Annotated in this window: 16 protein-coding genes; all 16 read right to left on the bottom strand. The window is 29.6% G+C overall.

Features of this window, described 5'->3' with window-relative positions:
* Positions 1-67: 67 nt before the first annotated feature.
* A complete protein-coding gene (locus BUB83_RS08345; RefSeq protein WP_073337995.1) occupies positions 68-2,587 on the bottom strand; it encodes a beta-mannosidase in 2,520 nt (839 codons plus the stop codon).
* Positions 2,588-2,612: 25 nt separating this feature from the next.
* Positions 2,613-3,464 carry a sugar phosphate isomerase/epimerase family protein gene (locus tag BUB83_RS08340; RefSeq protein ID WP_073337994.1) on the bottom strand — a complete coding sequence of 284 codons (852 nt, stop codon included), beginning with the start codon at positions 3,462-3,464 and terminating at the stop codon, positions 2,613-2,615.
* Between the two features lie 21 nt (positions 3,465-3,485).
* A complete protein-coding gene (locus BUB83_RS08335) occupies positions 3,486-4,898 on the bottom strand; it encodes a sulfatase family protein (protein WP_073337993.1) in 1,413 nt (470 codons plus the stop codon).
* A gap of 61 nt (positions 4,899-4,959) precedes the next feature.
* Positions 4,960-5,289: a hypothetical protein gene (locus BUB83_RS08330; RefSeq protein ID WP_073337992.1), complete on the bottom strand. Its 330-nt coding sequence runs from the start codon at positions 5,287-5,289 to the stop codon at positions 4,960-4,962.
* Positions 5,290-5,427: 138 nt separating this feature from the next.
* Entirely contained in the window at positions 5,428-6,447 is a 1,020-nt protein-coding gene (locus tag BUB83_RS08325) for a glycoside hydrolase family 130 protein (RefSeq protein ID WP_073337991.1), read from the bottom strand.
* A gap of 31 nt (positions 6,448-6,478) precedes the next feature.
* Complete coding sequence (locus BUB83_RS08320; protein WP_073337990.1) at positions 6,479-7,312, bottom strand: carbohydrate ABC transporter permease; 834 nt, start codon at positions 7,310-7,312, stop codon at positions 6,479-6,481.
* Positions 7,313-7,314: 2 nt separating this feature from the next.
* Positions 7,315-8,190, bottom strand: coding sequence for a carbohydrate ABC transporter permease (locus BUB83_RS08315; protein ID WP_073337989.1), 876 nt, complete (start codon positions 8,188-8,190; stop codon positions 7,315-7,317).
* Between the two features lie 72 nt (positions 8,191-8,262).
* Complete coding sequence (locus BUB83_RS08310) at positions 8,263-9,594, bottom strand: ABC transporter substrate-binding protein (protein WP_073337988.1); 1,332 nt, start codon at positions 9,592-9,594, stop codon at positions 8,263-8,265.
* 285 nt (positions 9,595-9,879) lie between these two features.
* Positions 9,880-10,893 (bottom strand): LacI family DNA-binding transcriptional regulator, encoded by a 1,014-nt coding sequence (locus BUB83_RS08305; RefSeq protein ID WP_073337987.1) that lies wholly within the window; start codon positions 10,891-10,893, stop codon positions 9,880-9,882.
* Positions 10,894-10,963: 70 nt separating this feature from the next.
* The gene (locus tag BUB83_RS08300; protein WP_073337986.1) at positions 10,964-12,145 is read right to left on the bottom strand and encodes a glycoside hydrolase family 130 protein; all 1,182 of its coding nucleotides are present in this window, start codon (positions 12,143-12,145) and stop codon (positions 10,964-10,966) included.
* The gene (locus BUB83_RS08295) at positions 12,145-13,317 is read right to left on the bottom strand and encodes an AGE family epimerase/isomerase (protein ID WP_073337985.1); all 1,173 of its coding nucleotides are present in this window, start codon (positions 13,315-13,317) and stop codon (positions 12,145-12,147) included. The genes BUB83_RS08300 and BUB83_RS08295 overlap by 1 nt, the downstream gene beginning before the upstream one ends.
* Positions 13,318-13,420: 103 nt before the next feature.
* Entirely contained in the window at positions 13,421-15,031 is a 1,611-nt protein-coding gene (locus BUB83_RS08290) for a HAMP domain-containing methyl-accepting chemotaxis protein (RefSeq protein ID WP_073337984.1), read from the bottom strand.
* 205 nt (positions 15,032-15,236) lie between these two features.
* Entirely contained in the window at positions 15,237-17,687 is a 2,451-nt protein-coding gene (locus tag BUB83_RS08285; RefSeq protein ID WP_159434061.1) for an LPXTG cell wall anchor domain-containing protein, read from the bottom strand.
* A gap of 99 nt (positions 17,688-17,786) precedes the next feature.
* Complete coding sequence (locus BUB83_RS08280) at positions 17,787-19,028, bottom strand: hypothetical protein (RefSeq protein ID WP_073337982.1); 1,242 nt, start codon at positions 19,026-19,028, stop codon at positions 17,787-17,789.
* A 195-nt stretch (positions 19,029-19,223) separates the two neighbouring features.
* Positions 19,224-20,483, bottom strand: a complete 1,260-nt coding sequence (locus tag BUB83_RS08275; protein WP_073337981.1) for a helix-turn-helix domain-containing protein — start codon at positions 20,481-20,483, stop codon at positions 19,224-19,226.
* Between the two features lie 219 nt (positions 20,484-20,702).
* Complete coding sequence (deoD, locus tag BUB83_RS08270; protein ID WP_073337980.1) at positions 20,703-21,416, bottom strand: purine-nucleoside phosphorylase; 714 nt, start codon at positions 21,414-21,416, stop codon at positions 20,703-20,705.
* Positions 21,417-21,432 lie beyond the last annotated feature (16 nt).

Raw genomic sequence — 21,432 nt, 5'->3', positions numbered from 1 at the left:
AGTTATTTGCTGCTATTTTTTTATATCTTTTAGCTTTAAATTTTAAAAATATCTTTAAGAAATATCTTTAAGAAATATCAATAATACTTTTTATTCTAATTTCTTTTTTGAATTCCTCAAGAGTAATTTGTTTTTTTAATTTATTTTTATTACATTCTACTTTATACTTACTATTTCCCTCAATGTCAAAATAATTATCAGAAAAAGTACAATCTTCATTTACTAATTCTATTTCTACATACTTTGCAAATGCCTGGGATGACACTTCAATTTTAAAATTATCTTTTTCTTCAGTAACGCTAAATTTCAATTCAGGTTTTATAAATTCAAAATGTTTTGCTTTTACAAATAAACTATTACCCTTAGATACAATTTCATTATCCTTTATAAAACTATACTCCACATAAGTTGTTCTAGCCTTATCCCTTGAGTCAATATACTGAGAAAAATCAAGCTCTATGATACTTTCTGCTGATAGTTTTTCCATTTTTACTTCCACTTCACCCGATTTGATAATCTTTGAATAGTTGTCTCTTAGATTCCAAACCACCTTGCCTTTAATTTCATCTATAGTATCGTTGGTTAAACTTATTTTAACCCCACAAAATTCAGAAATAGGATAGTATCTATTGCTTGCAACAGAAGAAGGATCAACCTTTCTTTTAATTTCCTCTGCAGAAATTAAAATAGGTGCAAAAAACTTTTTAGCTGCATAATGAAGTGCCTTCCATCTGCCGTAATAATCAATACTTGACCAAGAGGCTACTGGCCAACTATCATTTAATTGCCAATAAATAGCTCCCATACATCTTCCTCTGTGACGTCTTAAATGTTCAACTGCATACTTTATTCCTTCTGCTTGTATTAATTGAGATGCATAAACTAAACTTTCAAAATTCTTTGGATATCTATAGGTTTCAGCTATATAATGAAGTATTTTAGCATTACACACATCATTTTTTTGATGATTTTCCATCACCGCACTGAAGATATTCCTATCTTCAGGCAACGTAAAGCTTTCAATAGTTTTTATATTAGGAAAAGATTGCAATCCAAATTCTGATAAAAATCTATAGAAATGCTCTTGAAAATAAGTAAAGGGTTCTTGACCATGCCACACATTCCAGTCATGCACATCTCCTTTATTTTCATCATTAGGTTCATAAAAGTGTCCCCCTGATGAAGGAGATGACTTCCAGTAAAATGTATTTGGGTCTTCTTCTTTTACTATTTGTGGTAGAATTATTTCAAATTGTTTTATATAATCTGTTTTTAACTCTGGAGAGCTATTTTTAGGCCCTTGCCAATGTAAAAAAGCTGTTTCCATTTCATTATTTCCACACCAAAGTCCTAAACTAGCGTGATGACGGAGTCTTTTTACATTATCCCTTGTTTCATTAATAATATTATCGGTAAACCCTTCCGTCATTCTATAAACTCCACATGCATACATTAAATCTTGCCATACAATTAATCCATACTCATCGCATAAATCAAAAAAGTAATCTTCTGGATAGCATCCTCCACCCCACACACGAATGCAGTTCATATTAGCTTTAACACAATCACTGATCAACTCTTCTGTTCTGATTTTATTACATCTTGATAAAATATTATCCTCTGGAATATAATCAGCACCCATAGCAAATATTGATATCCCATTAATATTTATTTCAAAACTTTCTCCCCATTGATCCTTCTCTTGTTTTACCGTTAAAGTTCTAAGTCCAATTCTTTTTTGAATGGTATGATGAATTTTTTTTCCATCCATTAAACAAATTTCAACATCATATAAAGGTTGGTCTCCTAAATTATTAGGCCACCAAATTTCAGGATTTTCAATTGAAAGATTTATAAAGTTCTTTTTTTTATTTACTTTTACATTTTTAATAATTAAGTCACCTTTTTTTGAAGTTATTGTAGCTCTTAAATCGGATTCAATCGTATCCCATAAATCTACTTCCACTTCAATACTTAGCTGAACCGTATTTTCTAAATGTTTTTGTGTTATATAAACATCTTCAATTTTACCCACAGAAAAACTTTCTAAGTATACATTTCTCCATATGCCCATATCAGGTAGTTTGGGACCCCAATCCCACCCAAACATATAATGAGCTTTTCTTAAATGTGGATAGCCATTTACACTACACTCTGTTCCCCACAAAGGATCATCTTCATATTTGTCTTCAACAAATTTTGATGGTGAAAAAAGCTTTATCAATAATTTATTGTTTGTTTCTTTTAACACTTCTTTTACATTAAAAAAATAAGTTCTATGCATATTATTAGTATCTGCTATTTTTATACCATTTAAATGAATTTCACTAATAGTATCTATTCCTTCAAAGATAAGATTAATTCTATCCTCTGTTAATATTTCTTTATTTACATCAAAACTAGTTTCATATTCAAAATTCTTATAAGAGGTATCTAACGCTTTATATTCATTTTCTCTCCAATATGGATCTTCCATCTTATTTGAATTTAACAAATCATTATAAACTGATCCTGGAACAGATGCTTTTGTCCATTCGTTTGTACCCTTATGTCTCATTTTCCAATTTTCTTTTATTATCTGTCTCATACTTAAACTCCTTGCAAATATTTATTTACTTTATTCCTAAAACTTCTCTTGCATATTTTACACTTTCCACCACAATATCATCTTCTTTTTTTAATGTAGCTTCTTCTGTTAAACATTTTTCTACTGGCAGTTCAAGCATTATCTTATCTAATTTTGAATCTTCAATAAGAATATTTAACACTGCTTCTAGGTCAATGACACCCTTACCAAGCGCTACCCCAAAAGATTTAAAGCCCCAATTTTCCATAGAAAAGGCATAATCTTTAAAATGAGTACTGAAAATATAAGGAGCTAATTTTTTCACTGAAACAACTGGATCTTCTAAATGAATCATAAAATTACCTAAATCAACACAAACTCCAACGTAAGGGCTATTTATTTCTTTAACTAATTCTACTAACTCATCTGTAGTCAAATCACAATGATTTTCTATTGCAATCTTTATGTTATACTCAGCAGCTTTTTCTTTAACTTTATTTAACACTAATATAGCATTCTCTACTTCTTTTTTAGGATCCACATTTTCACCCATTGGGTCAAAACCAATATAGGTTCTAAGAATTGGTGACTCCAGCTTTTTAGCAATTTCCAGTTGAGTGAAAAGATGATTTTCCTCAACTCCAGTTGTTCCATATTCAAGATAGAAACCCTTATTCTTTGCGTAATTTAATACCTTGTTCAAGTAATCTTCTTTATAACTTTCTAAGTGCATAGGGTCGATTTGAATTCCATCAAATCCAAGTTCTTTAACTCTATCCATAAAACTAAAAATGTCCATTTTTTTTGTTTCCTTTGGTGTGAAAACATCATGAGCTCCAAAAGCCAAGTGATAACTATAACTAAATAAACCTAATTCTAATTTTTTATTTTTTAACATTTACTTTTCACCTCATATTATTTAATATTCAGCAGTTTTCCCTTTAGAGCAATCTGCAGCTTCATACAATCTTTTAATTAATCTTTTCCTCATATCTAATAAAATCTGCTTATAATCATTTTCCATAACTACATTTACAAGTTCCCATGGATCTTTTTTCATATCATAAAGAATCTCATCCCCATTATTATCTATATAATACTTATATTGTTTCGTTCTAACAACTGAGCTTCTATACCCACCAAAAGGATCAAAGAATTCCGTGAATGCATCTTCTTTATGAAATTTTTTCTTGCCCGTAACTAATTCTTTAAATGTTTTACCTTGTATTTGCCTTGGTATTTGAACTCCACAAAAATCTAATATTGTTGGTACAACATCTACCGCTTCCACAATTTCTTCTACTATTGTATTCTCTTTTATTGCTTTTGGATATCTTATTATTAAAGGTACATTAGTTATACAATCATGTCCTGGCATGCCCTTTTGAATTCTCCCATGATCACCTAAATATTCACCATGGTCACTAGTAAATATTACAATGGTGTCTTCATCCAATTTTTTTTCTTTAAGTGTATTTAAAATATTCCCTACACATTCATCTACATGAGCTGCAAAAGCATAATAATAAGCTTTAATTTTTTTCCATTCCTCATCACTAATATGTTTCAATACTTCTGACACTTCCTCATGTTCACCAATTTTAGGCAATTCCATATCATCCACATTAAACATATCTACAAATCTTCTAGGAGGATTTACCGGAGTATGAGGTGCATAAAATCCAGCTATTGCAAAAAAAGGCTTTCTTTCACCATGATTTTTGATAAATTCACAAGTTTCGGATGCTACAAAAGAGCTATGAGTATATTCTTCATCCCCTTCAAAATCATAAGGTTCATTGGTTTCTCTAGGTACGTCTGAGAAAGATTTTGTTCCATAATGTGCTGCCGCTGGAGGAAGAGAAGTTCTTACCTTAGAAACCATATCAGGGTCAATGGCCTCTACCCATTTTGTATAAGCATCCTCATAGCAACCTGGCTCATCAGATAATATAAATGTATCAAATCCATATAAAGGATGTGGATCTCTATGATCTCTTCTTGAATGAGGTTGGAAATGTAATTTTCCTATTTGTGCAGTATGGTAATTATAAGGCTTCAATATATTATTAATAGTTAAAACATCTTCTCCTAAAGGAATACCATTAGTTCCTATACCGAGTGAACTACAAAAACGTCCTGTTAAAAATGACATTCTACTAGGCATACAAACTGGATTTTGTACAAAAAAATTATTAAATCTAACCCCCTGAAAAGCTAAGTTATCTAAATTAGGAGTTATAGCATATTCATTTCCGTAGCACTTAATGCTATCTTTCCTTTGCTGATCTGTGTATATGATTAAAACATTAGGTCTTTTGAAAGTTTTCATTAATATTCCTCCTGGTATACATTCAATCAATTTACTGTCTAGATAATGACAAAGTAGTTAATCATACAATATCTATATCATATTTTTTTGCTAAAGTTCGTAAATAACTTACAGCCTCTTTATATTCTTCATGTGTAGCCATATGCTCCACGAACAACGAGATTTCATTTCCTAATCCAGCACACAATCTAAGTACCTTTTCTAAATCAATATCCCCTTTACCAGGAGAGCATTCTTGTAGATGAATAGGAAATCCCTCTACCAACTTTATATCCTTTAAATGAACACTTTTAATATGCTTTGACACAGTACTATATTTTAATTCACAAACCATCTTTATCCATTCTTCTCTATTTTCATATGGTTTAACGATGCTACCTCCAATTCTCAAAATCTTCATCACCTTTATCATATATTTTAAAATAAACTTTTATTCCTTAACTGAACACAACCCTAAACCCTTCAATCTATAAATTTAAAGGTAAACCAGCTTTTTTGGTTTACCTTTTCTTTTATATAAATATAAAAATTATTTTTCTATTTCAGCTTCATTACCTATAGTTTCGCTGTTATCTATAATATAGTTTAGAATTTCATCTACAGTAGTGAATGCAATACCCACATAAGTATCTGCTGCACCATAGTAAATAGCTATTCTTCCTGTGTTTGCATCTTGGAGTGTTGCACAAGGAAATAGTACATTTGAAACAAATCCTCTTTCTTCATACCACTCTTCTGGTGTAAGTACAAAGTTTTTACATCTATATTTAACTTTTGATGGTTCATCTCTGTCTAGAATTACTCCTCCGATACTATAAACATACCCATTACATGTTCCTGAAACTCCATGGTAAAACATTAACCAACCTTCTGAAGTTTCAATAGGTGCTGGACCTCCACCTATTTTAAGTGATTGCCACCAGCCCTCACCACCACTACTCATTACATGTCTATGTTTTCCCCAAAATGTTAAATCTGGACTTTCACTTAAAAATATATCTCCAAAAGGTGTATGTCCACTATCACTTGGACGAGAAAACAATACAAAATTTCCGTTAATTTTTTTTGGTAATAATACACCATTTCTGTTAAATGGTAGAAAAGGATTTTCAAGTCTTACAAACTCTTTGAAATCTTTTGTTTTAGCCACACCTAAAGCTGCTCCACAAAAATCTGTACACCAAATTATATAAAATGTGTCTTCAACTTTTACTAATCTCGGATCATATGCATAAGTAGGTTGAAAATCATTGCCTTCTTCATCTTTAAAATCAATTCGTTCCTCACTTATTTCCCATTTGATTGCGTCCTCACTCCATCCCAAATGAAGATGAGGTCTTCCATTAATTGTTTCTGCTCTAAAAACACCTACAAATTTATCTCCAAACTCTGCTACTGCACTATTAAATATTCTGCTAATACCCTTTACTGGATTTCTATCTATTATTGGATTTTCTGAATATCTCCAAATTGGTCCTTCCAAATTTTTTGGTTTTTCTTGCCAAGGTATATTTGATAAACCTTTCCCGATCAAACTAAACTTTTCCATTTTTTTATCCTCCCGAACTATGAACTTTATATTATTTTACTGACCCTTGAGTGAAACCATTATAAATATATTTTTGTAAAAATAAGAAGATAATCACTGTTGGTATAATTACAATTATTATACCTGCACATATAAGTTCCCATTGAGAACTAGCTGGCCCTTGAAATTTAAATAATGCTGTGGAAATAACTTGTAACTTAGGACTCGGCATATACAAAAATGGTGTATAAAAATCATTGTATATCTGAATTCCTTTTATAATTACTACTGTAGAAATTGCTGGTTTTAATAAAGGTAAAATTATTTTTCTATATATAGTAAAGTAGGATGCTCCATCCAACATAGCTGACTCATCTAGTGAAACAGATATGTCTGATATAAACTGAATAAATATATATACTGATATAATGTCTGTTCCCATAAACAATATAATTGATGCCATTCTTGTATTATATAAACCTAATGCCTCTACTATTTGAAATGTAGCTACTTGAGTAGTTACCCCTGGTATCAAAGTAGCGAATAAAAAAGCTCCTAAAATAACTGGTTTTAATTTAAAATCAAAACGATTTAAAACATAAGCAACTAATGAACTTAAAATTATTGCTCCTGTTAAGGAAATAGCTAGAATGAAAAAAGTATTTGCAAAAGCCAAAAGCATCTTACCATCCTTGAATGCAACTATATAGTTATCAAAATTGAAGAAATTCTCCGGTAATGCTAAAGGACCAGATGAATTAAATTCTTCTCTTGTTTTAAATGATGAATTAAATACTACTATTATTGGAAAAAGAGCTACAAACGCACCTAATATTAATGATAAGTATTTAAATATATTTAAAATGGTATATTTTATTTGTAGCATTTTTACGCCTCCTTATCTTTAAAAGCATAATGCTGTGCTAATGAAACAATAATTATTATTACAAATAGAACTATTGCTAAAGCTGATGCTAATCCAAGTTTTTGGAATTTAAATGCTTTTTCTAAAGTTTGAATAACAAAAGTCATACTACCATTAGCTCCAGATGTCATTATATAAGGAATTTCAAATACTGAAATTGCACCTTTTACAGCTAAAATTGCATTTAAAGCAATAATATTCTTAATAGATGGAAGAATTATATATCTAAAAACTTGCCATGTATTTGCTCCATCAATGTCTGCTGCTTCATATATGCTTCCACTTATGGACTGAATAGTACCTAGAAAAATTATAAAATTGAATCCCATATAACGCCAAATTGATGTAAATGATAGTGAAATATTTATTATATTAGGATTTCTTAACCAAAATTGGATCAAACCTTCTAAGCCAATAAATTTTAATAGAGAATCTAATGTTCCATTAGGTTGAAAGAAAAATTTGAAAATAAAACCTACCGCAACTCCATTAAGTAAATATGGGAAGAATAAAATCCCTTTAAATATATTTTTAAATTTAACTTTGAAATTCAAAATGGTAGCAAAATAAAGTGCTAGTCCCATTTGAACAAATGATCCCACAAAATAATATAAACTGGTCTTGAAAACCGAAAAATATTCCGGGCTAGTAAATACTTTTATATAATTATCAAGTCCGATAAATATCTTATCATCACCTAAACCATCCCAGTTTAAAGTACTATAATAAACCAAATTCGCTAATGGCAAATATGAAAAAACAATTAACAATACCATGGGTATAATTAAGAACCCAAATATTAATATCTTCCGTTGAGTATTATAAGAAAACTTTGACATTCTTTACCCTCCTTATAAGTTATATTGAAAGGGAAGTACAGAGGTACTTCCCTTTGTAGTTGATAAATATAATTATTTTATGCCAAGTGTTTCTTTTGCTGCTGCCCATTTTGTGTTTAAATCAGTCATAATATCTTCTAAAGATTCCTTATTGTTTCCTAATGCTGCTTCTACAATACGTTGTCTATAAGATTCACTCCATCTTCCTATTTCTGCTTCATTATCTATGTCATCTAAATAAGTTTCTTCCCCTGCTGGTGCTGGTAAACTGCCTATTAATTTAACACCTAAGTCGTCAAATGCTTTTAAATTTTCTGGAAGTGGTGCCCCTACCATTACTGGTATTCCGCCTGCATCCTTTGTAAAATTAGATTCTTCAACAAACCATGTTAACCAAGCTTCAGCTGCTGCTTTATTTTTACTATACTTGTTAATTCCTATTTTGTAATCTCCACCACTATTTGAATACACATTTCCATCTGCATTAGTATAAGGGAAAGGCATATATCCTATATCATCTGGGAATTCGCCTGCTTCTTGCATTTGAGTTATAGACCATGATCCCAATAACATACAAGCTATCTCACCTTTATTTAACATTGCTTTTGAACCTTCCCAATCAGAAGTTGTAGGATCTTCTTCAACTAAGCCTAAATCAACCATATCATATAATAATTTACTTAAAACATAGTATGGTTCGCCTTTTGCCCATGGAGCATCATTATGAGGTAAAGTGTTTTGCCAATTTTCATCTCCAGCTATAGATAGTCCATTATCTTCCCATTGTCCACCTAATGGCCATCCCGCTGCATAGTTAGTGTAATAAGGAATAGATTCTGTATTATCTTTAATCATTTGTAATGCTTTAATAAAATCTTCTGGTGTAGCAGGTATTTCAGTAATTCCTGCTTCTTCAAATACTTTTTTATTGTAAACAAGTCCTTTAGCTGTTACATATGTTGGAATACCATACACTGTACCATCAAAAGCTTTTTCTGTAACAAATTTATATTTGCTAGATAATTCATCTACAGTTCCAAGAGGTTCAAAGAAATTTCCTAACTCATCTAGAGAAATATCATTAGGAATTAATAAAACATCCCCATATTCTTCTGTATTCATACGAATTTTAACTTCTCCTGGATAATCAACCATTGCTTCAAATGATACTTTTACATCTGGATAAACTTTGTTGAATTCTGCTGCATAATCAAGCATTAAGTTGTCCACTAAGTCTGTACGATTTGTTAAAACAGTGATTTCTCCTTTAATAGCATCTTCTGTAGCTGCCCCGTCTCCAGCATTACTTGATGAAGTGTTATTCTTTGCTCCGCCACACCCTGCTAATAGAGCTATTGATAGTGATGAAGCCAAAATCATTGATAATATCTTTTTGGTTTTCATAATGTTTAACCCCCTTGAATAATTTAATGAATGAATTAACTTAATCGTTAACCTTATAAAATAATTATAAACCTTTACATCTTTTTTGTCAACTTCATTTTTAAGTAAATTTCAATTATTTTTAGATTGATTTAACTCAATTTATATTCTCATTCCAGCTTTAACAGCCTTAAAATGGCTATATATCAGGATTTAAATGGTATTTAATTTTACTTTAACGTTAACTTTGATTAGTTTATTAATTTCACCTCATTTTTTTCAATAAAATAAGTGCGAAGTAATAAATCACTCCGCACTTATATTTTTAACAGAATCCCTATATATTATTCTTGCTTTAACCAAAATTCTTCCATATTTTTTATCTTGATCTTTTACTTTCTCTAGTATGGCATTCACTGCCGTCTCTGCCATACCTATAATATCCACTTGAACAGTAGTTATTTTAGGTTCAGAAATGGTAGCATAAATATCATTATCAAACCCTACTATAGAACACTCTTCTGGAACTTTAAACCCCAAACTTTGAATTTTACGAATCAAATTATAAGCAACCTGATCACAATTACACACAAAAGCTGTAGGTAAAACATCTGGCAACTCAAAATCTATAAATTTACCTTTTTGATTTCTATCACTAATTACATAATCATAATTTATTTTGATTCTATGTTCTAATAAAGATTTGTAATATCCTAAAAACCTATCTTGTATACTACTAGTAGCATATATATTACCTACATAAGCTATATTTTTATGTCCATTAGATATTAAATAATTAGTTAATTCATAAGCACTATAAAAACTATCCGTGATAATAGTATCAATGTTTTCATGCTCATCATAAAAATCCAAAAAAACAACAGGAACCTCAATATTTTGTAACGATTCAATATAGTCCTTACTCACCTGTCCTAAAACTATAAATCCATCAACTTTATTTTCATAGTAAACTTTAGGAATTACTAAGTTTTCTTCATCATCTTCTGATAAAACTTGAAGTATCCCATAATAATTATGAGTTTCTAGTAAGGTTGATATATTCTTATGAAATTGAAGATAAAAAGATTCAAAGCCCCCTGTAAATCTTTCTGCTATAATAACTCCTATATTATAGGATATTCCTTCTTTCATAGATTTGGCTAAAGTATTTACTCTATACCCCATATCATCAGCCAATTTTTTGATTTTATATTTCAACTCATCACTAACGCCCTCTTTATCATTAAGAGCTTTAGAAATGGTTACATTACTTACCCCTAGCTTTTCAGCTAAATCTTTCATTTTTACATTACTTTTCAAAATTATCACACCTCCTTCATAAATAATAACATATTTCTTTTAAACTGAATGTATTAATTTTTATTTTTAGCTATTTTTTTTGTTCAAGTAATCTTTTGTTGATTTCTATTAATTTATTACGTTGTTCAGCGGAACTTAAAGATCGATAAGTATCCTCTGGCGTATTAAAAGTATAGTCAATAAGCTTATCAATTGTTGTTGTGGCTACATGAACTCTTGTATCGCTTGATGCATAGTAAATAAAAACTTCATTATATTCATTAACTATTACTCCATTTGAAAATATAACGTTTGATACATCCCCAACTCTTTCATCATCGTAAGGAGCTATAAAATGTCCACCTGGTTGAGCAATGATTTTTTCTGGATTATCTAAGCTTGTGGCAAAAGTATATAAAACATATCTCAAACCTGCCGCTGTATTACGAACTCCATGAGCAATGTGAATCCATCCTTTATTAGTTTTAATAGGTGCTGGTCCCTGTCCATTTTTAACTTCATATACAGTGTGATATTTTCGACCATGAATAATTATTTCTTCATCGATTACAGGATTTAAAATATCATGGCATAAACCAAATGCAATTCCCCCACCACTACCTGTAGAAATAAATCCATCTTGCGGACGAGTATAAAAAGCATATTTTCCATTCACAAATTCCGGGTGAATAACTACATTTCTTTGTTGAGGTGATGGAGTTTCAATATTAGGTAGCTTAACCCAAGTTTTTAAGTCCTTTGTTCTAACTAATCCAGCTGCTGCTATTGCGGTAGAGGTGTCATATTCCCCTGCAGTTGGGTCTTTACTTTCTGAACAATAAATCCCATATATCCATCCATCTTCATGCTGAACTAATCTCATATCATATATATTCGTTTCCTTCTCATCAACATCTTCCCAAGTAATAACTTTATCTACAAATCTGAAGTTATCTATTCCATTTTCACTTTCAGCTAAAGCAAAAAATGATTTTCTATCTAAACCTTCTGTTCTTACAACTAAATAGTACTTTCCTTCAAAATAAATAGCTCCCGCATTTAAAGTAGCGTTTATTCCTAACCTTTCCATGAAGAAAGGGTTTGTTTCCTTATTTAAGTCAAACCTCCAATGCAATGGTACATGATGTCTTGTAATTACAGGGTTTTTGTACCTATCATATACTCCATTATAAAAATCTTCATTTTTCTCATTCTTTCTTTTAATCATTTCTTCTTGTTTTTTTAGTAAATCAAAGTATTTTTCATTTATCATTATTTATCAATCCTTTCTAATATTTCTAAGCAAAACCTTGTATTATGATACGGAGTTTTCCACGGACCAGCAATTTCTCTTTCAGTTGGTTTATTATTTTCTTCTACTGACCAATACCACTCTCCATTTTTTCTTTTATCTATAACATTCTCTTTAGTATACTTCCATAAACCACTTACTAATTCCAAGAATTTTTTATCCTTTGTTCTTTCATAAGCATTAACAAAACCCACCATAGCTTCGGCTTGAACCCACCAAACTTTAGTTAAGTCATCTTTTCCTTTTTCTTTTTCATTTTTTAAAGACCCATCTTTTAAAACGCCTTCTTTTGCAATATTGTATGCTATATCCACTACCATTTGTAAATATTCCTTATTGTCTGATGCTATAACTTTAAGCGCCTCATCTATTAGCCAACTAGCCTCTATATCATGTCCATAAGATTTAAGATCAATAATTTCATTCCATTTATTATCAAAAAATACTTTTAAAAATTTAGTATCTTTATTATAAATATACTCATAAAAAATCTTTATTAATTTATTAATATTTTCTTTTAATTCCTTGTCTGGCCACACTCTGTATAAATTTGTATAAGCTTCTAATACGTGAAGATGTGTGTTAGTGGTTATATCTGCAACCACTCCGTTTTCACTAAGCATTTCATTAGGTGATATATCCCATTCTCTATTAAATTCTTCCATGTAAGCATTGTTTTTATTGTTAAATCCTTTTGATTCTATTAAATAATATAAATCTTTAGCCATCTCCAAAGATTCCTCATGGCCCGTAGCTCTATAATATTCACTTAAAGCATAAATTCCAAAAGATTGGGTATACACATGTTTCCTATAATCTGTAACATTACCTTTATAGTCTACCATCCAATATAAACCTTTCCATTCTTTATCCAAAAAATTATTTAAAAGGAATTTATATGCATGATTTGCACACTCTTTATACTTTTCATCTTTTGTGAATCTATACATAGAAGAAAAAGACCATAAATATCTAGCTGTTGCTATCCCTCCTTTATCAGTACTCTTTATTAAATTCAAATCATAATCAACCCAACCATAGAAACCTCCATACTCATCATCCTTTAAGTTCATCCAAAAGGGCATAATATTTTCCTGTAAGTCTTTTAATATTTCTTCTCTTAAATCATCCATAAAGTCACTCCCTTTATTTATTAGCTTAACGTTTACTTAATAATTTAATTTTACCTTAACCGATACAGTTTTGTCAATAAGAATTCACTAAAGACTCAAAATATCACTCTATATTCAACTCTTCTTTTTTTAATTTAAATGTACTAACCTGATTCTTTAATACTTCAGATTGTTCAAGCAATTCTTCGCTAGCTGCTGCTGTTTGCTCAGAAGTGGCAGAAGTAGATTGTACAACCTCAGTAATTTCACTTATACTTGTACTAATTTGCTGAACTTCAACTGCTTGTTCATTAGATGCAATTGCAATATTTCCAACTAATTTTGTTGATTTTTTCACCTTTGTAACAATATTATTTAATGCATTAGATGTTGTATTAGCAATATTGGTTCCATCCTCTACTTTTTTAATAGACCCTTCTATTAAAAAAGTAGTTTCTTTTGCTGCGTTAGAAGATCTTAGCGCAAGATTTCTAACTTCTTCTGCTACTAGAGCAAATCCCTTACCATGTTGTCCTGCTTTTGCGGCTTCGATAGCAGCATTTAAAGCTAATATATTTGTTTGAAAAGCTATTTCATCAATCACATTAATAATTTTAGAAATATTACTTGAAGATTCATTTATTTCATTCATTGCCTTTAACATATTTTTCATTAATCTATAACCTTCTTCAACTTCCTTTTGCACATCTTCTGAAATACTTTTAACTTCATTAGCGTTTTTAGCATTTATATTTGTTTGTATTGCAATTTTTTCAATAGAAACTGTTAATTCTTTAATAGAAGCAGCTTGTTCCGTTGCTCCCTGGGCCAATGATAAGCTAGAATCAGATACTTGCTTAGAACCAGTGGCAACTTCTTCTGAAGCAGTATTAATTCCCGATATTACCATATTCAAATTTACAGACATTGTTTTAAACTCATTTGCTAAAACACCAATCTCATCTTTTGTATCAATATCTAATTCTACATTCAAATCACCATTCGTTATCAAACTTGCTGCATCTAGTATCTTTTTAAGAGGCTTACTAACCATTGAAGATATTGTCATTCCAAGAATAATAGAAATCAAAACACTTCCTATCAATGTAAATAATAAAGTTTCTTTAGAAGCTTTAACTACTTTTGAAGAATTATCTTGTAAATTCTCTGCGGCAATTTTATTCAAATCAATATTTTGACTTAATGCATTTGCAGATAATTTGAAAGATTCATCGTTTATTCCCTTGGAAATTATAATTAATTCTTCAATAGATATTTTTTTATTAATGTCACCTTTTAAAATAAATGTATCATACTCTTTGCTTTTAATAACAAAATCATTCACATCATTTCTCCAAGCTATCCATAAATTTATAAAAGTGTTCCATTCTTTAGTTTCTTCATCTGTTTTGGGAAGAGGAGCATATTTTTCTAATTCTTTATCTGAATTTTTTAAAAGTGTTTTAATTTCATCATATTCTTTCAATCTTTCTTCCTTGGTTAAAGAATCTATTAATAATGTTTTTTCTGAGGTTTTTATAGCTGTTTGTATTTCACTAACTGAAAGTAATGCTTGTACACTTGGCAACTTTATATTTACAACTTCATTTAGTTGGTTTTCCACTTTAGAAAGGCTGTAAAAACCTACTAACCCAACAAAAATTGCGATAATTGTAATTATCGCAAATCCACTTAGAATTCGTGTTTTAATTTTTAGATTTTTAAACCATTTCATTTTTTTATCCTTCTTTCTATTTAATTTACAGATTTATTACTTTGTTTTTAAGTAATCGTTTGCTTAAATTAATTTTAACTTACTATTTTATTTTTTGCAAGCTATTTGTAAAAAACTAAATTAAATAATACTTAAATACTATTTTTATGTCGAAAACGTTCAAAAATAAAACTCAACAGCAGAATTAATCTACTGTTGAGTTTTATTACTTATATAATTCTTTTCTTTTAAATAAAACTACTCCTACACCTACTAATATAACCCCTATCAATATAATATCTCCGTACCCTATAGAACCAGTCTTAGGTAATTTAGTTTCAGTTTCAGTTTCAGTTTCAGTATCCGATACAGATTTTTCTATACTTCCTGTTTTTTCTTCAGTATCTACTTTAGTATTTTCAACATCTTCTGCTTTTTCTTCAGTATCTACTGTAGTATTTTCAATATTTTCTATGTTACTAACTGGTTCTTTACCATCATCTGGTTCTGCTCCATAGTAGTAAATATAGTCATAAATTGCTGTTAGTAGTTTAGCTAATTCTATTCTAGTAACCTTCTCTTCCACCCTAAATTGCAAAGTGTTTTCAAACATTCCCGCTGTATACATGGCTTGTATTGCATCTACTTGATTAGTGGTAACCTTTGAAAGGTCATTAAATCTCATATCCTCAATAACTATACCACGTTCGTCTTTTTCAGTAGGTTTTTCTACTTTAATCATTTTAAGGTCCTTGAAAATCATTTCAGCAAGTTCTGCTCTTGTAATGCTTTCATTTTGATTCACTGCTTTTATAGCAGGTACATTTACATTCATTTTTTTCATAGCATAAGTAATATCTTTAACTTTTATTGTTTCTTCCGGCTTAAAATTCCCATCTTTAGAAGTGATCCATCCATAATATTCCGCTTCTGCTGCATATCCTTTTTGTTGCAATAAAATATCATTATATTTAACCTTATTAAGATTCATAAGTAATTGAGACTCTTTATTTAGTATATCCACAAGATTCTTATCTTCTACCACTTGTTCAGCTGGCATAAGTGTTGTAACATCAAAGTCTTGGTCTATTCTTCCAAATGTAGAAAATTGCCATATCATTGTTCCATTACCACCAGCTCTTCTGAATTCAGCTAGCATAATCTTGTTCCATGCATCTCTCAATTTAGTCCAATTTGAATCTTCATCTATATTACCACTTTCTACTCCTTTAAAATCCTTCAATCCAAACTTTTTCTTTTGGCCCCATCCTTCCATTACTATAGGTTTTTTATATTTTTGTGACTCCTTAACTATTTGTTGAATCAATTCCTTAGCATGAGGTATATTATATTTAAGCCAATCCTCATTAAAATATGGATGAAAAGTTACAAAGTCAATTTCGTCAATACTCATAACATTACCAACAGGGTCATTTCCATATCCTTCTTTGTCATAAACATATGGTTTACCATCAACCATCTGACCATGTCCTTCCGAACCTAAGCTTACCATATGGCTACTATCAAGACTTTTAACGTAACCAGCCATTTCTTTCGTCCATTCTTTTAAAAGCTCACCATTATAGTATGAATCTGGGTAATTATTATCTCCTCTATGCTTGTAATCTATTCTTGGTTCATTCATAAGCTCCCAAGCAAATAAAGTTGGGTCTGTTTCGTATTTTATTCCATTTACAGTATTTGTTCTTTTTACAAAATTAGCTATATAATCTTTAAATAATTGTTTAGCACTAGGATCTGTATAAAATTTAAGTTTATTATCTAACCCAAGATAATTTGTAGTTGCTTGAATTCCGCCATAAGCATCCCAATAGTTTTCAAACACAACTATGACTCTAACGCCAAATTTACTTGCACTATCCATTATCTCGTCAAATCTTTTAAATTGATCTTCATTAAATTCCCATACTCCTGACTCATCCTTATTATAAAAGGAATATGTTTGATTTACATCGCTGTTAAAGCCCCAAGTACGCACAACATCCAACCCGTTTTTCTTTGCCTCCATCATTGATATATCAAGGTATTGTTTATAAGTAAATGTTGTATCTTTCGGCATTATTATCTCAACTTTTTCACCAGAATTTGTCCAGCTTACAGACTTTTCTGGAATACTCAATTTCATATCCTCTGCAAAAGGAAATTTATAAATATTCCAACCAGAGTAATAATATGGTTTACCATTTAATTCAAAATCAGTGCTATTATGCTTTACAACTCCTTGTACCTTAACAGTTCCATTATCAATTAAAATGTCTGTAAAGGAATAAATCGCTTTATCTTCATTGCTTATAGCCTTTATAAATAATGAATAAACCCCATCTGCTAGCTTACTAGTATCTAATTTAGTCACATATTTACTATTTTCAAGATTCATAGGTACTATTAAGTCTCCTACTAGCAATTCAACAGATTCAACATTTTTATTTAGGTCTTTAACTTCAGCAGAAACAGTAGCTTCTCCTTTAATTATTTCTCCGAATAAAGGTGATATTATATCTATTTTTATACCTGTGTTATTAACAATTATTTCCGATGTAGCTTTTGATTTTGCTCCTGTTTTTCCCAATACTATAACATCATAAGAAAGTGGACCTTCCTCTTCATTTAAAGTTTGTAAATCACACTTATAAATATTATTTTCCTTTTCATCCATAGTCATTTCTATTTCATTACCGCTTTCAGTAACTAAATAAACCTTTGATATTTCTTCATTCCCTGGAGTCTGAACATCTGCTGTTACTTGAATCTTACCTTAATTTGCCACTTCTAGCTTATTTGGTGATAGTATATCTACAGATAGTTTATCAGTAAAGGGTGAAACCCTTACATCATCAATGTATCTTGGTCCAGTGTAGTTACTTCCATATGAAGATATTCTCAATGTGAGTTTTTTATGCACATTGGCAACCTGAACATCAATATTTCTATGAACAACTCCATATGTAACATTATTAATTGTTACTTTCTCTACATTTTTCAAATCAACATCTTCCCAATCTTTAATGGGTCCCCAAGTATCATTAAATGCTTCTGCTAACTTTAGCCCATTTCCGAAACTATCCGGATTAGGAACATAAATATCGTAATATAATTTCTTATACTTTGAAGTATTAATCTCCATATCTTTATCCATTAAATAAGCCTGTACATTTGCTTCTGTCCATGAACTTAAATTTAATTTAACTTGGACTTTAAGTGAGCCATTATTACCTTCTCTCTTAAGATCCTCACTATAGGATACATCCTTATCTCCACCTAAAAATCCAGTTCCCCATCCTATAGACCAAGCTAAAGGATTCTCTATATTTTCAAAATTCCATATGCTATCCTTTGTTGGAACATTATCATCACTAGTACTATCAGTGTTACTATCTTTTATTGATTCAATACCTAAAACAATGTTATCCAAATATATAGCTCCAGTATACGTACTTTCATCATTTCCTAACTTTATAATAAATTCTTTAGATGTACCATCTCCTGCTACATCTAAAGTCATTTCAATATGTTTTTTTGAGTACTCTACATTGTTTATTACAACCTTTTCTAATGTTGCAACTCCAATGTACCCATCTCCACCTTGTGCCCATGATGGATCATTAAAAGCCACTTGCGGCTTTATAGATTTAAGTTCTTCCGGTGCATTAGGTATATATACATCAAACTCAACTTTATTCACAGTTGATGAATCTACACCTCCTTCTGCCAATGGAACTTTAATTGCTCCATCTTTCCATCCTCCTGATGCAAGACTTAGTTCAATCTTTAAAGCTCCTACATTACCCTCTGTTTTAAGATCTTCGCTGTAACTTACATCATTTTGTGTACCTGCAAATACACCACCCCAACCTAATACCCAACTTTGTGATGTTCCATCCTCAAAATCCCAGGATACCAATTTTTTAGTTGTTGCATTAACTGGAGCTATTGGAATTATATAAGATATAACTAAAATTAATACAAGCAACATTGATAAAATTCTTTTATTTTTCATTGTTCCCCTCCTAAAACCTTTTTATGAAATCGTTTTCAATATTAACTATTTACTTAAACGTTAACTTTATTATATTGAAAGTATAATATATTTTTAATATTATACCAATTACATTTTTTCGGTTTTATTAACCTTTTTTACGAAATAAACGATTTCAAGAGGTAATTGACTCATTTATTTAAAGAAGCATATTCCTTAGGTGATATCCCTACAACTTTTTTTAAATGCTCTATTAAATGACACTATTTCCTTATAACCCACTAATTCAGCAATTTCATAAATTTTAATTCCTGGTTGTTTTAATAATTTTTTAGCCTGACCAATCCTACATTCAATTAAAAAATCAATAAAATTCATTCCCGCCTGACTTTTAAATATTTGACTAAAATAATTTGGAGTTAAGTATACCTCCTCTGCAACTATTTTTAATGTTATTTCCTTCATGTAATTATTTTTTATATAATTCATTGAATCTTCAATAATATTTTTATTTTTTGTATTTTTTCTTAACCTGTATTTTTGTAAAATCACATGTATTTTATTTATTGCATAACCTCTTAATTCTTCATATGTATCAATTTTATCCACACAGTAATATACTTCTTCTATATCTCCAAAAATAATATCTATAGTTTTTAAATTTTGAATATAACTATTGTTAATACTAATAATGATAAAATATATTATTTTTCTAAAATTCTCAGGATATAATTTATCTTCTTCCATTTCATCCATTAATTCAATTATACATTTTTCCATATTCTTCTCATTTCGTATTTCTATATTTTTTAATATGTTATTTATTTTTATGTTATATTCATTTTTCTTTTTTACATATTCATTTAAAATGTTTTCATCAAAAATAAACACACTATTTTTACCCATATAAAATCTAAAATCAAGAGCTTTTTTACATTCCTCATATGCAAGACTAATTTTCTTAAACCTTTTATGAATTTTACTTATTCCTATAGATAATGAAATACCTCTAGAAGATAACCTTTCTTTAATTTTCTTAATGTAATTGTTTATAATTTGCCACTTATCTATATTGTCTTTACCAAACATCATAAGTATTAGCATACTACTTTTTCTTTTCTCACAAACAACTAAATTCATCTTGTTTTTTTCAAATTCAAATTCATTTATATATTTTTTTAATTCTTCTAAGTACATTTTTTCACTATAAAATACTTTAGCATTATTTTTCACAAAATAATTATCTATTCCAAATAAAATCAATACATATTCAGTATCTTTAGTACAATTCATTAGTTTTATAAAAACCTCATAATTTATATTAAAATTTTCTTCATCACAATCTACTATGTGGCTTAATAACTTTTCTTCCTTCAATATATTGTTAGTTTGAACATTATTACAATTGTTTTTCAACACACTTTCTATTGTATAATCAATCAATTCTTTATTACCTATTTTTAATTCATTCATCATAATATTCCACTTCCTCCATATATTAATTTGAAACATTAAAGCCACAAAACATACTTCAACTTATCGTTAACTTTAATTATAGGGTGTTATTTAGCTCTTGAATAGGAAAAGAACTGATTTCATTAAAATTTCAAGATAATTTATTTTTTCTCTCTATAACAAAAGGAAGCTAAATTTTAGCTTCCTTTTGTTATTTGCTTAATATTTAATTATTTTTATTTACTCAGCCATACCTAATGCAATTTCCATCATCTTTGTAAATGCTTCTTGTCTTTCTTCTGATGTAGTTGCTTCATGAGTTACTAAATTATCAGAAACAGTTAACAAACAAGCCGCTTTTTTCCCTAACACGTTAGCATTATGAAATAAAGCAAATGATTCCATCTCTACTGCAACACATCCTTGGTTTTGATAAATATTCTTAAATTCTTCAAAATTTTCGCGATAAAAAATATCACTTGAATGAATTCTAGCTTTATGTATTTCAACACCTAAGTCTTTCGAAATTTCTTCTAATTTCTTGTTTAATTCTGGAGAAGCTGCAATAATATCTTTATCATAACCATTTTGTACTTTTGCAAAACTTGACTCACTCCAAGCTTCATCAACTATTATAACATCATATAAATTTAAATCTTTAGTGTAAGCGCCACATGATCCTATACGAATAATATTTTCCACATCATAAAATTTGAATAATTCATAGGAATAAATTCCAATACTAGCCATACCCATGCCACTAGCCATAACAGAAATCTTTTTCCCTTTATACGTTCCTGTATATCCAAACATATTTCTAACATTGTTAAATTTAACTACATTCTCTAAAAATGTATCTGCTATAAATTTAGCACGAAGAGGATCTCCTGGCATTAGTATAGTTTTTGCAATAATTCCTTTTTCTTTTACTTCAATATGTGCTGTTGGTATCATATTGAAACCTCCTTAT

It is taken from the genome of Clostridium grantii DSM 8605, assembly GCF_900129965.1.
Taxonomy (GTDB): Bacteria; Bacillota; Clostridia; order Clostridiales; family Clostridiaceae; genus Clostridium_AF; species Clostridium_AF grantii.
The sequence above is the reverse complement of the archived record's forward strand: the minus strand, read 5'-3'. Positions and strand labels throughout refer to the sequence as shown.

Coding starts and splice junctions, on each gene's coding strand:
- BUB83_RS08345 (WP_073337995.1), bottom strand. CDS start 2,587: ATGAGACAGATAATAAAAGAAAATTGGAAAATGAGACATAAGGGTACA.
- BUB83_RS08340 (WP_073337994.1), bottom strand. CDS start 3,464: ATGTTAAAAAATAAAAAATTAGAATTAGGTTTATTTAGTTATAGTTAT.
- BUB83_RS08335 (WP_073337993.1), bottom strand. CDS start 4,898: ATGAAAACTTTCAAAAGACCTAATGTTTTAATCATATACACAGATCAG.
- BUB83_RS08325 (WP_073337991.1), bottom strand. CDS start 6,447: ATGGAAAAGTTTAGTTTGATCGGGAAAGGTTTATCAAATATACCTTGG.
- BUB83_RS08320 (WP_073337990.1), bottom strand. CDS start 7,312: ATGCTACAAATAAAATATACCATTTTAAATATATTTAAATACTTATCA.
- BUB83_RS08315 (WP_073337989.1), bottom strand. CDS start 8,190: ATGTCAAAGTTTTCTTATAATACTCAACGGAAGATATTAATATTTGGG.
- BUB83_RS08310 (WP_073337988.1), bottom strand. CDS start 9,594: ATGAAAACCAAAAAGATATTATCAATGATTTTGGCTTCATCACTATCA.
- BUB83_RS08300 (WP_073337986.1), bottom strand. CDS start 12,145: ATGATAAATGAAAAATACTTTGATTTACTAAAAAAACAAGAAGAAATG.
- BUB83_RS08295 (WP_073337985.1), bottom strand. CDS start 13,317: ATGGATGATTTAAGAGAAGAAATATTAAAAGACTTACAGGAAAATATT.
- BUB83_RS08290 (WP_073337984.1), bottom strand. CDS start 15,031: ATGAAATGGTTTAAAAATCTAAAAATTAAAACACGAATTCTAAGTGGA.
- BUB83_RS08285 (WP_159434061.1), bottom strand. CDS start 17,687: ATGGATGAAAAGGAAAATAATATTTATAAGTGTGATTTACAAACTTTA.
- BUB83_RS08280 (WP_073337982.1), bottom strand. CDS start 19,028: ATGAAAAATAAAAGAATTTTATCAATGTTGCTTGTATTAATTTTAGTT.
- BUB83_RS08275 (WP_073337981.1), bottom strand. CDS start 20,483: ATGATGAATGAATTAAAAATAGGTAATAAAGAATTGATTGATTATACA.
- deoD (WP_073337980.1), bottom strand. CDS start 21,416: ATGATACCAACAGCACATATTGAAGTAAAAGAAAAAGGAATTATTGCA.